Annotated in this window: 15 protein-coding genes; 5 read left to right on the forward strand and 10 right to left on the reverse strand. The window is 59.6% G+C overall.

Going from position 1 to position 14,553, the window contains the following annotated elements; all coding sequences use genetic code 11:
* The 6 genes from EVC45_RS41450 to EVC45_RS41475 all read right to left on the reverse strand — a co-directional run.
* The coding region (locus tag EVC45_RS41450; RefSeq protein ID WP_129963884.1) for a proline racemase family protein at window positions 1-723 on the reverse strand (723 nt) is incomplete at its 3' end.
* Window positions 724-770: 47 nt separating this feature from the next.
* Window positions 771-1,649 (reverse strand): 4-hydroxy-tetrahydrodipicolinate synthase, encoded by an 879-nt coding sequence (dapA, locus tag EVC45_RS41455; RefSeq protein WP_129963885.1) that lies wholly within the window; start codon window positions 1,647-1,649, stop codon window positions 771-773.
* A gap of 32 nt (window positions 1,650-1,681) precedes the next feature.
* Entirely contained in the window at window positions 1,682-2,347 is a 666-nt protein-coding gene (locus EVC45_RS41460; RefSeq protein ID WP_129963886.1) for an amino acid ABC transporter permease, read from the reverse strand.
* A 10-nt stretch (window positions 2,348-2,357) separates the two neighbouring features.
* Window positions 2,358-3,029, reverse strand: coding sequence for an amino acid ABC transporter permease (locus tag EVC45_RS41465; RefSeq protein ID WP_129963887.1), 672 nt, complete (start codon window positions 3,027-3,029; stop codon window positions 2,358-2,360).
* 8 nt (window positions 3,030-3,037) lie between these two features.
* Window positions 3,038-3,871, reverse strand: coding sequence for an amino acid ABC transporter ATP-binding protein (locus tag EVC45_RS41470; protein ID WP_306770864.1), 834 nt, complete (start codon window positions 3,869-3,871; stop codon window positions 3,038-3,040).
* A gap of 99 nt (window positions 3,872-3,970) precedes the next feature.
* On the reverse strand, window positions 3,971-4,807 hold the full coding sequence (locus EVC45_RS41475; RefSeq protein WP_248295471.1) for a transporter substrate-binding domain-containing protein: 837 nt from the start codon (window positions 4,805-4,807) through the stop codon (window positions 3,971-3,973).
* A 353-nt stretch (window positions 4,808-5,160) separates the two neighbouring features.
* On the opposite strand from EVC45_RS41475, the gene EVC45_RS41480 reads away from it, so the two are divergent.
* Together EVC45_RS41480 and alr are read left to right on the forward strand one after the other, a co-directional pair.
* A complete protein-coding gene (locus EVC45_RS41480; RefSeq protein WP_129963888.1) occupies window positions 5,161-6,453 on the forward strand; it encodes a D-amino acid dehydrogenase in 1,293 nt (430 codons plus the stop codon).
* 96 nt (window positions 6,454-6,549) lie between these two features.
* Window positions 6,550-7,620: an alanine racemase gene (gene alr, locus EVC45_RS41485; RefSeq protein WP_129963889.1), complete on the forward strand. Its 1,071-nt coding sequence runs from the start codon at window positions 6,550-6,552 to the stop codon at window positions 7,618-7,620.
* A gap of 33 nt (window positions 7,621-7,653) precedes the next feature.
* On the opposite strand, the gene EVC45_RS41490 is transcribed toward alr, so the two are convergent.
* Window positions 7,654-8,325 carry a hypothetical protein gene (locus tag EVC45_RS41490; protein ID WP_129963890.1) on the reverse strand — a complete coding sequence of 224 codons (672 nt, stop codon included), beginning with the start codon at window positions 8,323-8,325 and terminating at the stop codon, window positions 7,654-7,656.
* A gap of 76 nt (window positions 8,326-8,401) precedes the next feature.
* Window positions 8,402-8,941, reverse strand: a complete 540-nt coding sequence (locus tag EVC45_RS41495) for a DUF4863 family protein (protein WP_129963891.1) — start codon at window positions 8,939-8,941, stop codon at window positions 8,402-8,404.
* Window positions 8,942-9,137: 196 nt separating this feature from the next.
* Here EVC45_RS41495 and EVC45_RS41500 point away from each other — a divergent pair, with 196 nt between their 5' ends.
* Entirely contained in the window at window positions 9,138-10,064 is a 927-nt protein-coding gene (locus EVC45_RS41500; protein WP_129963892.1) for an AraC family transcriptional regulator, read from the forward strand.
* Between the two features lie 51 nt (window positions 10,065-10,115).
* Here EVC45_RS41500 and EVC45_RS41505 read toward each other — a convergent pair whose 3' ends face one another.
* Both EVC45_RS41505 and EVC45_RS41510 read right to left on the reverse strand, forming a co-directional pair.
* Window positions 10,116-11,360: an FAD-binding oxidoreductase gene (locus EVC45_RS41505; protein ID WP_129963893.1), complete on the reverse strand. Its 1,245-nt coding sequence runs from the start codon at window positions 11,358-11,360 to the stop codon at window positions 10,116-10,118.
* Window positions 11,361-11,457: 97 nt separating this feature from the next.
* A complete protein-coding gene (locus EVC45_RS41510) occupies window positions 11,458-12,246 on the reverse strand; it encodes an ABC transporter substrate-binding protein (RefSeq protein WP_129963894.1) in 789 nt (262 codons plus the stop codon).
* Window positions 12,247-12,484: 238 nt separating this feature from the next.
* Here EVC45_RS41510 and EVC45_RS41515 point away from each other — a divergent pair, with 238 nt between their 5' ends.
* Together EVC45_RS41515 and EVC45_RS41520 are read left to right on the forward strand one after the other, a co-directional pair.
* Window positions 12,485-13,456 (forward strand): ornithine cyclodeaminase family protein, encoded by a 972-nt coding sequence (locus EVC45_RS41515; protein WP_129963895.1) that lies wholly within the window; start codon window positions 12,485-12,487, stop codon window positions 13,454-13,456.
* Between the two features lie 275 nt (window positions 13,457-13,731).
* Complete coding sequence (locus EVC45_RS41520; RefSeq protein ID WP_129963896.1) at window positions 13,732-14,376, forward strand: transcriptional regulator; 645 nt, start codon at window positions 13,732-13,734, stop codon at window positions 14,374-14,376.
* Window positions 14,377-14,553 lie beyond the last annotated feature (177 nt).

Below are 14,553 nucleotides of genomic sequence, written 5' to 3' on the forward strand. Positions count from 1 at the left end.
CACCACCGCGCGGGCGTCGGCATCGTCAGATAGCGGCGCGCCCGTCCACATCGTGTGCTTGACGCCGCGAATGCTCGAGTGGTCGGGATGAACCACGTCGATAGTCTCATTCACCGCGGTTTGCATCTGTCGACCCCAGTCGAGCAACTGCTCCGGGGAGAAGTGATGACAGCCCGGGAAGTTCGCCTGCACTTCGACGATCGGATGGAAGTTTCCGCCGTAGGCAATGTCGACAACCAGTTTGCCGAAATGCGGATGCTGAATCTCGAGGTCACGATGAAGGAGGAAGCTTGGCACATTCGTGAAGCGGACGGATGTGACATGACCACCGTCCATCTGGTACTTCGCTTTCAACGTGCCCGCGGGCACGTCCACGATGACCGTACCGGGAGACTTTGGATGAATCAGACCGGCTTCCAGAGCGAACGAGACGGACCCGATGGAAGCATGTCCGCACATCGGTAAGCAACCGGAAGTCTCGATGAAAAGGAGACTCATGTCCGCATCCGCAGAGAGAGGCGGATACAGAATCGTCCCGGACATGTGCGAATGGCCACGCGGTTCAAGCATCAACGCACGACGAATCCAATCATGGCCATCTACGAAGCCCTTCCGTCGTTCCTCCATGGTAGCGCCGGTGAGCGACGGTGCGCCGTCGATCACCATGCGTACGGGCATGCCCTCGGTATGTCCTTCTATGCTCTTGAAGCTGTGGGTGCTCATTGCGAGGCCTTGAAAAGATGCCGGCGGAACGCGCCGCCAGCTCCGCGTTACGCTTGAGCGGCTTCGAAAACCCTGCGGAAATCAGCCTTTTCCTGCTCCGTGAGCGGCTGCAGAGGCATACGAGCCGAGCCGACCTTGAAACCCGCGAGTTCGCAGCCGTACTTGACCTTCTGCACGAACTTGCCCGCTTCCATCGTTGCCATGACGGGGAAAAGCGAGCGCATCACGTCCTGGGCGCCGCGGATGTCGCCTGCGGAAAACTTGTTGTAAAAGTCCACCACCGGCTTGACGAAGCAGTTCGCCGGACCACAAATCCAGCTGCTCGCGCCCCAGATGAAGAAGTCGAGCGCCTGATCGTCGGAGCCGCAGGACAGTTGGTAGTTGTCCTTGTACTTCTCGCCGATTTCAATGGCACGCAGCAGGTTGCCGCTGCTTTCCTTGATGCCGATCACGCGCGGGTGGTCCTTGAACGCATCCAGCACGCCAAAGCCCACCTCGACGTTGGTACGAACCGGGTAGTTGTAAAGGATGATGTCGACGTCCGGCACCGCCTTCAGAATGGCTTCATAGTGACCGATGAGCTCTTCCTGCGACGGCAGCGCGTAGTACGGCGGGGCGATGAGGACGTTCTTGTAGCCCGCATCGCGAACCAGTTGCGTTTGCTCGATCACTTCGCGCGTGCAGGAGCCATTCGCTCCGGCAATCAGCGTGGCGCGATCACCCACTACCTCGCGGACCGTCTTGAGAATCGCACGACGCTCGTCATGCGCGAGCGCATAGTACTCGCCGGTCGAGCCGAGCGGCACGAAACCGGTTACGCCAGCCTTGAGCTGGAACTCGAGAATGTTTGCCAGGACGTCGTGGTCGACAGCGCCGGAAGCGTTGAACGGCGTGACGAGTGCGGGCAGGATGCCTTTCATCTGCATGTGTTTCTCCACTTTATGAAGGATAGGTTGCGTTAGTAGGCGAAGCGCCTGAGGAATCGGGACTCGACGACGCCGACGAGGCGCGTAAGCGGAAAAGCCACGAGGAAGTAAATCATTGCGACGGTCGTCAGGAATTCGACCGGCTTTGCCGTGCTATTCGAAATGTTCTGCCCGACGAACATGAGGTCCGCTACACCAACCGACGAGATGAGCGCGCTTTCCTTGAACAGACTCACGACGTTCGAGAGCAGCGGCGGAATCGCGCGCAGCAGCGCTTGAGGGAAAATTACATAAAGGATCTTCGCCTGCGGCGTCAGGCTCAACGCGGTGCAGGCGTCGTGCTGCTCGGCGGAAATGGATTTCAATGCGCCACGGAACGTCTCGCTGGTGATGGCTGCCATGTACAAGGTCAGCGAAATCACAACCGACACATACGGCGGTATATCGACCCGGAAGACGACCGGAAAACAAAAGAAGACCCAAAACAGCTGGATGAGCAACGGCGTTCCGCGAAAGAATTCGACGTAAAGCGTCGTCGCGCCCTGGAGCAGGCGATTGGGCGACATGCGAAGCAGGCTCAGCACAAAACCGGCGAGACTTCCGATAACGGCACAGCTACTCGTGAACGCGACGGTAAGACCCAGTCCTTTGAGCAGAACCAGCCAGTAAGGAAGAACAGCTGAGAAATCGAGGTGCATGGCATTCTCCTCAACGCTTGACGGCAAGGTCCTGACGCCGCTCGATCAGATGAACGAGCTTTGCGATGGGCAGGGACAGGGCAAAGTAGATGAACGCGACAACCGTGTAGGTTTCGAGCGGCCGATAGGCTTCCGTCGCGAGGCTCTTGCCGACATACATCAGGTCGGCGACTGCGACGATGGCGACGAGCGCGCTTTGCTGCAGGCTGCCAATGCCGTTGGTCATGAGGACCGGCATTGCGCTGCGAAGCGCTTGAGGCAGCACGACGTACAGGGTGCGTTGCCACGGCTTGAGACCCAAGGCGACGCATGCGTCGAGGTGTTCCTTGGGGACCGCCTGAACGCCTGCACGGTAGGCTTCGGCGTTGAACGCGGTCAGATTGAGGCCCAGCGCGAGCACACCCATCAAGATGGGGTCGATGAAGACGTCGACCATCATCGGAATGCAGTAAAAGAACCAGACGATTTGCAGGAGCGCGGGCGTGCAGCGGAAAAACTCGATGAAGAGTTGAGCCGGCCAGCGCACCACGACCCATCTGCTCATTGCCATCAGACACAGGAGGAAGCCGAGCACGAGACCCATGATGTTCGAGGCCACGGCAAGCTCGACGGTGACTCTGAGGCCATCCAGCAGCGCGCCGAAACTGCCCCCGAGGAAGCGGAAATCGAAGTGGTAGTTCATGTCGGGCCTCAGTCGAGATGCAGCACTTTCTCGAGGAATTCGCGCGTGCGGGTTTCCTTGGGGCACTTGAACATGTCGGCGGGTGCACCTTGTTCGACGATTTTTCCGCTCGCACAGAACACCACCCGAGTCGCGATGTCGCGCGCAAAGTGCATGTCGTGAGTCACGATGATCATCGCCATCTTCTGTTCAGCAAGCTGAAGCATCACGTTCTGCACTTCGATGACCATCTCCGGGTCGAGGGCCGACGTCACTTCATCGAACAACATCAGCTTAGGCTCGAGCATCAGGGCTCGCGCAATGGCCACCCGCTGCTTCTGGCCGCCGGAAAGCTGGCTCGGGTATGCGTGGAGCTTGCTTTCAAGGCCGAGCCGCGCCAGATACTTGCGAGCTCGCTCGGTCGCTTCTGCTTTGGTGATGCCGCCGACCTTCATCGGAGCGAGGATGAGGTTCCCCAAAACGGACAGGTGCGGGAACAGCGTGTAGTGCTGGAACACCATGCCGACCTGCTTTTGCAGTTTGGTATCGATGCGCTTCGACTTGCCCGAATCGGCTCCGTCAATGTACGGCTTGCCCTGGAAACCAATCTGCCCGCTTTGGACGCCTTCCAGACCCATCATGACGCGGAGCAACGAGCTCTTACCGCTTCCGCTCGGTCCGATGATGACCAGCCTGTCGTCGGCGCGCATGTCGAGGTTCATGTGGTCCATGACGACCAGGTTCGGGCCGTAGGACTTGTAGACGTCGCGAAACTGCACGAAATCGCCAAAGGTTGAGTTGGCTGATTCGAGCGCGGCCGACGGAATGTCGGGTTGGCCAATCAGAGGTTGCGAAGAAAGCATGGAATCTCTCCAGCTAACGCGCCCGCAGGTGCGTGGTGTGTGTCGAAGAACCAGCGGCTGGCGACCGTGCCAACCGCGTGCGAAATCAGTACGGTTGAATTACTTGTTCGCGACCAGCATTGCGTGGACAGATACCTTGATGAGGCTGTCGACTGCGCCGGATTTGACCTGTTCCTGCACGTATTTGTTGAGTACGGCGATGTCGGCAGCCGAAGTCTCTTTCCGGATACCGAAGGCGACTTCCTGTTGCGCGAGCGGCGGTTGCGGATGAATGGCCGCGGCCCAGTCGGGATGCGCTTCCGTCAGAAGCATGTTGGTGATGTTGGCGTCGGCCAGGAGGTCGGCGCGCTTCGACATCAGAGCGAGACGCGTCTCGTCGTTGCCCGGCAAACGCATGATGCGCGCCTGCTTCAGCGCGGCCGAAATCGCCTTGTCCTGCGCGGAGCCTGACATCACCGCGACGGTCACTTCCGGCTTGTCAATGTCGGCGATGGCTTGAGCACCCTTCGGAATCTTTGGATTGTTTTTGTTGTACGCAAGGGAGACGTTGTAGTCCGTGGCAGGGGCGGAGAAGGAGATGGCCTTTTCGCGTTCCGGCGTGTCATTCAACGCCATCGACAGGTCCCACTTGTCGGACTGCAAACCGGCGACGATGTTGTCCCACGTGGTGTCGACGAACTCGACCTTTACCTTGAGCACGTTCTGCCCAAAGCTGCGGCAAAGATCCGAAAAGAACCCGCTGTATTCACCCGTCTTCGGGTCGCGCATCACATAGGGCGGTGCGATGGCCGCGCCGCAACGGAGAACACCAGCCTTCTTTACGCTTTGCCAGGTGTTGGCGTCATCCGCGTGAGCCGGGATGCCGGCAGCGAGAAGACCGGTTACGGCCAGGCACGTCAAAGCATGCCGAGTGAAGCGAGCAAGCAGAACCATCATCACCTCCCGAAGTCATCGGTAAATCGTTGAAAAGAACCTAATCACCACACAGTCTTGCGCATCTCTATGTGTGCATCGTTGTACACAGGCTACGGATGCAAAATTTCACCTGTCAACTAGGCGTTTGTCCCTAGCCGTGAACGTGGCGGCTGCTTCAACCATTGCCGAGGCAGGAAGCACGTGGCTTCCGGGCGAACCGAACTCGCGCTTCTCGCGAAAACCAGTCGTTTCAGCTAAAAGTACGCAAGCAAATAGTTTTTAAAACCACCTTCTTCCAGATAGTATTCATCTATATTCTGCATACATTTGTGTGCACAAAATGCGTGAATTGAGCCTGATTCGGAGCTGACGTTATGCGCGTTGTCGTCTTGGGGAGTGGCGTGGTCGGTGTGACGAGCGCGTTTTATCTCGCACGTGCGGGACACGAGGTCACCGTCATCGACCGCGAACGAGGACCGGCATTGGAGACAAGTTTCGCGAACGCGGGGCAGATTTCGCCCGGCTACGCGGCGCCATGGGCAGCACCGGGCGTGCCGCTGAAAGCCGTGAAATGGATGTTTCAGAAGCATGCACCGCTCGCGATCCGGCCAGACGATGCAGACAAGCAGTTCCAGCTGCAGTGGATGTGGCAGATGCTGCAGAACTGCACGGCCGAACGTTATGCCATCAACAAAGCGCGGATGGTGCGCCTCGCCGAATACAGCCGCGACTGTCTGCAAGCGCTACGCGCCGAGACCGGCATCCAGTACGAAGGTCGAACGGGTGGCACGCTTCAGGTTTTCCGGACGCAGCAACAGTTCGATGGCGCAGCGAAGGACATTGCCGTTCTCAAAGAGGCGAATGTCGCTTATGAGTTGTTGACTGGAAGTGAGCTCGCTCGGGCGGAGCCCGCTCTGGCTGCTACGTCGCATAAATTGACCGGCGGCCTGCGCTTGCCCGGAGATGAAACCGGCGATTGCCAATTGTTCACGACGCGACTTGCGGCTCTTGCCGAGCAAGCGGGGGTGACCTTCCGCTACGACACGCTAGTGGGTGGCCTCGTGGTCGAAGGCGACAAGGTAGTGGGCGTGCGCCACGGTGCCAAGCTCATTCATGCCGATGCTTTCGTTGTGGCGTTCGGGTCCTACTCGACGAACTTCCTGTCGGGCATCGTCAAGATTCCGGTGTATCCGCTCAAGGGGTATTCCATCACTGTGCCTATCGTCGATGAAGCGAAGGCGCCAGTCTCCACGGTGCTCGACGAGACCTACAAAATCGCCATCACCCGCTTCGACAAGCGCATCCGCGTGGGCGGCATGGCTGAAATCGTCGGCTTTGACAAGCGCCTGCGCGAAGCCCGCCGCGAGACGCTCGAGATGTGCGTGAACGACCTGTTCCCGGGCGGCGGCGATACGGCCAACGCCACCTTCTGGACAGGACTGCGCCCGATGACGCCCGATGGAACGCCGATTGTCGGTCGCACCGCGCTGCCGAACCTTTTCCTGAATACCGGCCACGGAACCTTGGGCTGGACCATGTCGTGCGGTTCCGCGAAGCTTCTTGCGGACCTGATTTCAGGCGACGAACCCGCTATCCAGCACGACGACCTGAACGTGTTCCGTTACGCGAAAGAGTCCCCCGCCCCGGCGGATTTCGCACTCAACTAGGCGCTGAAGCTTCACAGCGCACGGACCTGTTCGTGCGCTCTTTCAGCTTTCTGCGCAATCAGCGCCTCGTCGAACTTCATTTTTTTAATCCCAGCCATGCCACGTCCGATCAATGCTTATGTTCATCCCGACGCCGTAGAACACAACCTTCAACTGGTTCGAAGAATGGCTCCCGAATCGCGCGTCTGGGCCGTTGTGAAGGCGAACGCGTACGGGCACGGCATCGAGCGCGTCTTTCCCGGACTCAATGCAGCAGACGGCATCGCACTGCTAGACCTCGAAGAGGCGGTTCGCGTTCGAGAGCTTGGCTGGAAGAAGCCGATCCTCTTACTCGAGGGCGTTTTCACCGACAGCGACGTGAAGACGGCCGAAGCATTCGGATTGACCGTTGCGACCCATTGCGACGAGCAGCGTCAGCTGATTGTTGCCGCTAAACCGAAGCGCCCGATAGACATTTACCTGAAGATGAACTCAGGGATGAACCGGCTCGGATTCGCTCCGGAGAGCTATCGAGCCGCCTGGGATCGGGCTCGTTCTTCCGATGGCATCGGCAACATTACGCTGATGACCCACTTCGCCAACGCCGATGAAGGCAGCGTGGATTGGCAACTCGAGGAGTTCGATCGCGCAACGCGCAACCTCCCGGGCGAGCGCAGCGTTTCAAATTCCGCAGCCGCGCTGTGGCACCCCAATGCTCACCGCGACTGGGTGCGGCCCGGCATCGTTCTATACGGTGCGTCTCCTTCCGGGCAATCGAAACACATCAACGATATTCAGCTTCGAGCGTCGATGACGCTGCAAAGCGAACTCATCGGCGTCCAGGCCATGCGCGCGGGCGACACTGTCGGCTACGCCCGAGCCTACAAAGCGGAAAGCGACATGCGAATCGGTGTTGTCGCATGTGGATACGCGGACGGTTACCCACGTCATGCTGCGACCGGCACACCTATATCTGTCGATGGCGTCATGACGCGCACCGTGGGCCGGGTTTCGATGGACATGCTGACCGTTGATTTGACGCCGTGTCCGAATGCCGGCATCGGTTCAAAGGTCGAGCTTTGGGGAGAACACGTCAAAATCGATGACGTCGCGTCGTCGGCCAATACCATTGGGTACGAGTTGATGTGCGCGCTGGCGCGTCGTGTTCCTGTTTCGGTGACTTCATAGGCGAGACTTCGACCCGGTTCACTTCGACCGGTCTCAGGCAGATGTCTGTATGAACACACCGCCAGGCCCTGCGGTTGACTCCTTAGCAACGTTGCTGGCAAGCGTCTGTAAAAACATCTGCAGCGACGTTCCCTTGCGTGTTTCCGATAAGCCAAACAGGTGGTTGAATTCCTGCTCCAGACTCGCGATCGCCGTGCTCGACGATGTCGTCGAGTCGGCCACACGGGTCCCGCTCACGTTTGCGGACTGGCTGCCGGCAGCACCAACGGCCTGAGCGAGCGATCGTAGCGACTGAGCAAGGGTCTTGAAGCAAGCCGCCACAGATAATCCACTCTGCGGGCTGCCAAGATTGCTCTGGAATGCAGATGAAGAATCGGAGCCTTGCTGCTGGATGGAGAGTGTCTGGAAGATCTGCCCGACAAAATTCTTAAAGTCAGAGTTGATATCAGCAGCCGTATTGGTATCGGACGACGTGCCCAATGTACTACCGCTCGAGTACGGCAGGGTGAGCACCAATTGGGCAAATGTTTGAACGAGCGCTTTCACCAGGGGGCTCTCCGGTGGTGGCGACTTGGCGATTACCTGCCACAATTCTTCCATCGGTTGGCCGAGTCCCGGCACTTGTCCTGACTCCAACAACGCCGGGATACCGACCGGGCTCGTGGCAAGGGCTACCGAGGCCGGAAGTAACCTGTTGGAAATCATCGAAGGTTCCGGCTATTTTTTCTGTTGTGGACGAAAGCTCTACACTTTTCCGACTGCGCTTTGCTCACGCAGTCCTTCACGCTCCATCGAAGGCAATCCGCCCCGCGGGGAGAAAAGTGAGCGAGATGACTGCACCGCCTTTGACTTCCGGATAATGACGGCTGCCTGGCGCGGGTGCGGTCCAGCCGCCATGCCGCCAGCCGTTCGGACCTGCAAGCGCGGCGCCTTCATCGAGCGGCACCACCAGATTGATCTCGCCGTACGGGTGCGAATGAAGGCCGCCGCGCAAGCTTCCTTCGGGGTTGTTCTGGGAATTTCCCGTGCTGTCCATCAGCACCGCTGTGACGCTGAAAAAGAGCGTCTGTTCACAGGGCGCAACCAGCAGCGAGCGGCGGTAGCGCGGGCCGTCGACTTCGGTGCCGGCCGCCCACCCCTCCTTCACAGCGAGGGTGATCAGTCGCGCGAGATCTTTGTACAACTCGCTTTCCACTCCATATTTCGCATTCAGCCATTGCTCGAATTCCATGCTCGTAGTCATGTCCTTGACATCTTGCAGAAATGGAATCAAACGGGCGACAAGTTCGTCTTGGCGATTTGAAAATACAGTCTGGGACATGTTTGACATGGCGGCTGTGAACCTCAGCGAAACCCGATGGAGTCGGGCGTAAAAGGTCTCTCTGGAACAACGACAGACCGAAACGGATGGGGTGCGGCCGCAGTGCCAATGGCCGCGAGCAAGCATTGTTGCTCACGGTGCCCATTCAATCCATAATCAATCGACCATATTTCCTATTGAATCGTACAAATTTTTCATGGATCCGCTTTCCGATGTGCTCTCCCTTTTGAAGGTCAAAAGCGTGCTTTCAGCCCGCTTTGAGGCTGCTGGTCCGTGGGCCCTCCGATTTCCCCGCTATCGCCATGTGAAATTCGGCGGCGTCATCAAGGGCGCTCGATGGATCTGGATTGAAGGCGTCACGCAACCCGCGAAAATGCAGGAGGGAGACTTCTGTCTCCTCACCGACGGATCGCCCTACTGTTTTGCGAGCGAACCCGGCGTGGAACTGCAAGATGGGGAGAAGGTGTTTGCGAGTCAACTGGATGCGGACGGCATCGTTCGCTATGGAACTGGAAAAATGCGCACGATCAGCGTCGGAGGACAGTTCGAATTCGACGGTGACATGAGCGGCTTACTGCTCAATTTCCTGCCACCGCTGGTGCACATTTCCGCGGATTCGCCGGATGCCAGATCATTGAGCGCGGCCCTCGAATTGATCAGGGCAGAGACAGAGTCGGTTCGTCCCGGAGCGGCAGCGATGGCGGGCAGCATCGCGAATATCGTGCTGGTGAACATCCTGCGAGCTCATCTTGCCGCCAGTCCCCGGTCAGCGGGCTGGCTAGGCGCGTTGTCCGATCCAAGGATCGGGTCCGCACTAGGGATGGTGCATGGAGAAATAGCACGCCGCTGGAAGGTGGAGGAATTGGCATCGAAGGTCGGCATGTCACGCACGGCGTTCATCGAGCGCTTCAAGGAGCTCGTTGGATTGCCTCCGCTGGAATATCTGATCCGCTGGCGCATGACGATTGCAAGGGATGCGTTGAAAACGGGCAATGACAATCTCTCTGTCATTGCCGCTGCCGTAGGTTACACGTCCGAAACAACTTTCAGTTCGACTTTCAAAAGGGTGTTTGGTCAGAGCCCCAGCCGGTACCGCTCGGAAGCACGAAACAGACTTGAATGAGCTGAAGGCGTAGGCCACCAATAGATCTTTAGGCCCGGCCCATGCCTGCCGCTAACTACCGAACCGTTCAACGCGAAACGGACGCGCATCCGCACAGGTCCGTGTCCCGGTCATCATCTCCGCCAGCAGTCGCCCGGTCACGGGTCCCAGGGTCAAGCCATGGTGGTTGTGACCGAATGCAAACCATAACCCGGGATGACGCGGCGCGCGTCCAATGACGGGGCGCATGTCGGGTGTGCACGGACGCAGGCCGAGCCACGGACTCGCATCGAGTCGCTCACCCAGACCGAAGCTCGGCCGGGCGGTGCGCTCCGCGCGTTCGAGCTGGATGCCCGTCGGCCTGGCGTCGCGCCGCGCGATCTCGACCCCCGTGGTCAGCCGCAAGCGCCCTTCCATCGGTGCGACCACGTAGCCCTGCTCCGCGTCGACGAACGGCATCGACAGCATCTGCCGGGTAGGACGATAGTGCATGTGATAACCGCGCTTCGCGCGCAAAGGAATCCGGTAACCAAGCGGCGCGAAAATGCGGTCGGACCATGGACCGAGCGCCACCACGACCTCTTTTGCGCTGATCCGGCCCGACGCTGTCTGAACCGTCCACGCGTCCGCTTGCGCCGTTAGCGTGGCGGCGTCGCCGGTGAACACCGTTCCGCCGCCTGCTTCGAAAAGACCCGCATAACCCTTGGTCAATGCCCCGGGATTGACGATGCTCTTCGGGTCCTGCCAATGCAACGCGCCACAAAACCCGTCCGCGAGGCCCGGCTCGCGCGCGGCCAGCGCCGCCGAATCCAGCGCCGCGACCCGCAAGCCATAGGTCCCGGCAGTCAATGTGGCGGCCGCCGCCTGCCGCGAAAATTCCGCTGGGGTGCGATAGGCGTCGATCCAGCCGCTGTCGCGAATGAGATGGCCGAGTTGCGCGCGTTCGATGAGCCGATCATGTTCCGCCACGCTTTGCTGGATCAACGGCAACATGTCGCGCGCGGCGGCCATCAAACGCTCGGGCGACGATTCCCACCAGAAGCGCGCCAGCCAGCCCGCAAAGTGCGGCAACGCCCGATAGTCCCAGTACAGGTCGGTCGAACGATTCTTCGCATAGCGCAGGAACGTGCCGAAATCGCGCGGAAAACCGTAGGGCACCACCGAGGAGCTTTCAAGCAGACCCGCGTTGCCGAAGCTGGTCTCTTCGCCAGGAGCGCGCCGGTCCACCAGTGCCACCCGGCGGCCGCGATCCTGCAACTGCAGCGCGGACGATACGCCGACAATCCCGGCGCCCAGCACTATCACATCGAAATCCATACACTCGCTTCGCTTTTTCTGTCAGGACTGGACGCCGGGTTGCCGCGTCATGCGCAGCAAGCCGGCGCGAAACCTCTGGCGCCGGCTCGTGGATCCGTTACTTCGCGATGATGTCGTTGTTGAAGTACTTCTGCGAAAGACTGCTCAACGTGCCGTCTTTCTTCAGCGCGTCGAGCGCGGCATTGACTTTCGCCGCCAGCGCTTTGTCGGCCTTGCGCAAGCCCCAGCCGGTGCCCTCGCCGAGCGTTGCCGGATCGCTGAGCGGCTTGCCGACGATCGCATAGTCGTGGCCCTCGGGCTTGGCGAGCAAACCGTCCTGCACAGTTTGCGCTTCCTGAACGGCGGCGTCGAGGCGCCCGCCAAGCAGGTCGGCGTAGACCTGATCCTGGTCCTGGTACGAGACGACCGTTACGCCGGCATTCGCCCAGTGAGCTTTGAGGAAATCTTCCTGCGACGACCCCTGCAACACGCCCACTCGTTTGCCCTGCAGACTCTTCACGTCGGGCAACAGGCCGGAGCCACGCCGGGCCACCATCACGATCGGCACGATATAGATCGGCTTCGTGAACTCAATCGATTGCTTGCGCTTGTCCGTGATGTTCATCGCGGAATTGATCACGTCGAATTTGCGGGCTTCCAACGCCGGAATCAGTCCATCGAACGCATTTTCGACCCACACGCACTTCACGCCCAGCTTGGTGCAGACCGCATTGCCGACGTCGACGTCGAAGCCCTGCAACTGCCCGCTCGGCGACTTGCTTTCGAACGGCGGGTAGGCTGCCTCGATGCCGAAGCGCAAGGTGTCCTGAGCCTGCGCGCCGACGGTCCCTAGCGAGCCCGCCAACGCGGCAGCGACGAAAAGTGAAAGTTGAAGCTTCCGAAACATAAGAGGTTCCCCAGGTGTTTGGGCGACGACAGTTGAAGGCATGCGCGACGGTTGACCGACCCGCTCCGAGACATCGCATGAGGCAGATGACGCGCCGGCCTCACACCTGCTCTGGATTGACAGTCTATTCTGGACAGATATAAAAGCAAGCAATTTTCAAAATAAATGTCCAGATTGGACAGTTTGGCTTAGAATCGCCTCATCGCCGCACCCCGGCAACGTTTTGGAGCGTAGTTCAATGAGCCAGTCAGACAACGCATTGCCCCTGATCGTCGACCAGCAACGCGTTCGCGAGGCACTCCCTCACCTCGACGTGCGCAGCGTGCTGGCGCAGATGTTTCGCGCGCTGGGAAGCCACATGGCGGCGCAACCGCCACAGACGCTGACTCTTTTTCCGCAGGGCGCAGGCGACTTCATCACCTACTTGGGCGTGATGGCGGACGCGAAGGTGTTCGGCGCGAAGCTGTCGCCGTACATCGTTACGCAGGCGAAACCGATCATTACCGCGTGGACCGCATTGATGTCGATGGAGACGGGACAACCGCTGATGTGGTGTGATTCAGGTCTGCTGACGATCGAGCGCACCGCCGGGGCGACCGCACTCGCCGTAGAGCAACTCGCCGCCGATCATGCGAGCCGGCTCGCGATTGTCGGCGCGGGTGCGGTGGGACAGGCGCATTTGCGCCATCTGGCGTCGGTGCGGCCGTGGCAATCGATTCGGGTGTTTTCGCCCGGGCTTGCGAACGACACCGAAAAACGTGCGCAGCTCGCGGCGCTCGATGACAGAGTCTCCATCTGCACAAGGATCGAAGACTGTGTCGCCGACGCCGACGTCGTTGCGCTGTGTACCTCGTCCGGCACCCCGGTGCTGCACGACAACATGCTCGGCAAGCCGGCGCTCATCACGTCTATCAGCACCAACGTGGCGAACGCTCACGAGATTCCGCCCGCATGGCTTGCCGATATGGACGTCTATTGCGACTACCGCCGCACCACCCCAGCCAGTGCGGGCGAGATGAAGCTGGCTTCGGAACACCATGGCTGGCGTCCCGAAGCCGTGGTGGGCGATCTCGCCGAACTCGTGTGCGGCGAAGCGTCCAAACCGTCCTATCGAAGGCATGCGTTTTTCCGCTCGATCGGGCTGGGTCTTGAAGACGTAGCGATTGCCTATGAACTGTTCAAATATCTGACGGCTCGAGCGGGCATGTAAGTGATCGCCGCGATCTTGCCGATGCGCCGGATCGCGCCATGCCGGCAATGGAGCATTCGATCCGGTCCACTCCGGCTCGAACCCGACGTGGTGCTCGATCCGCACTGCGACGAGGCCGCGGTCATGCGCGCTTTCAGTTCGTGGGAATTCGAAGAGCGTTCGTCGTGCCATCGAGCGGAAGTACCGTATCGCTCGTGGCAAAATGCCGGAAATTTTCGGACCTTCCATACCGCCCGCCCAGGCGGACTTTCAGAAAGCTGCAAGCACCTATCCCTATGCGAAAGCCCAAGACCACGGCCGCACGTCGGCTACTTCTGGATCGCTACAGTCGTGTCGCCGATGGCATTGCGCTGCTGTTTTTCCCGTACGTCGAGATCGTCATTCATGACCTGCAAAGTCAAACGATCGCGTATATCGCCAATAATCTGTCGAAACGCGAACTCGGCGACGACTCCGCGTTGGAAGAGATCGACCATTCCGCGGAGTCCGGCACGGTCGGGCCGTATGAAAAAATCAACTGGGATGGCAGGCGGATGCGGTGCGTCAGCACGGTGCTGTTCGACGACGCCGGTAGCGCCGTCGGCGTGATGTGCGTGAACTACAACATCGCCGTCTTCGAGGAGATCAAACACGTGATCGATCGTGTGATCTCCGGCGCCGGCGTGGTGAAGCAGCCCGAAGAGCTGTTCAAGGACGACTGGCAGGAACGCATCAACACGTTCCTTCACACGTGGCTCCAGGAACGTCAGTTGGCGCTGAATTCGCTGACTCGCGACCATCGTCGCGAGATCGTCGAAGCGCTGTGGGCCGAAGGGGCGTTCAAGGGCAAGAGCGCTGCCAACTACGTCGCGAATGTGTTGGGGATGGGACGTGCCACCGTCTATCAGCACATTAGAGATTTGCGAGACACGGCGACCTGATACCTTGCAGACAGCCATGAGCGGTCCGTGACGCATCCCGCGAAATTGATGGTGTTAATGCAATTTGCGTGGCAGCCTACCCAACATTCGACCGATGGGTTGCGGCGGCTCCGGTTTTTCTGGACACAGAGTTGGGGTAAAACGTGTGATCCAAACTGGAGTAGTTGATGTTGAAGA

It is taken from the genome of Paraburkholderia sp. UYCP14C (assembly GCF_004197395.1).
In the GTDB taxonomy this organism is placed as follows: domain Bacteria; phylum Pseudomonadota; class Gammaproteobacteria; order Burkholderiales; family Burkholderiaceae; genus Paraburkholderia.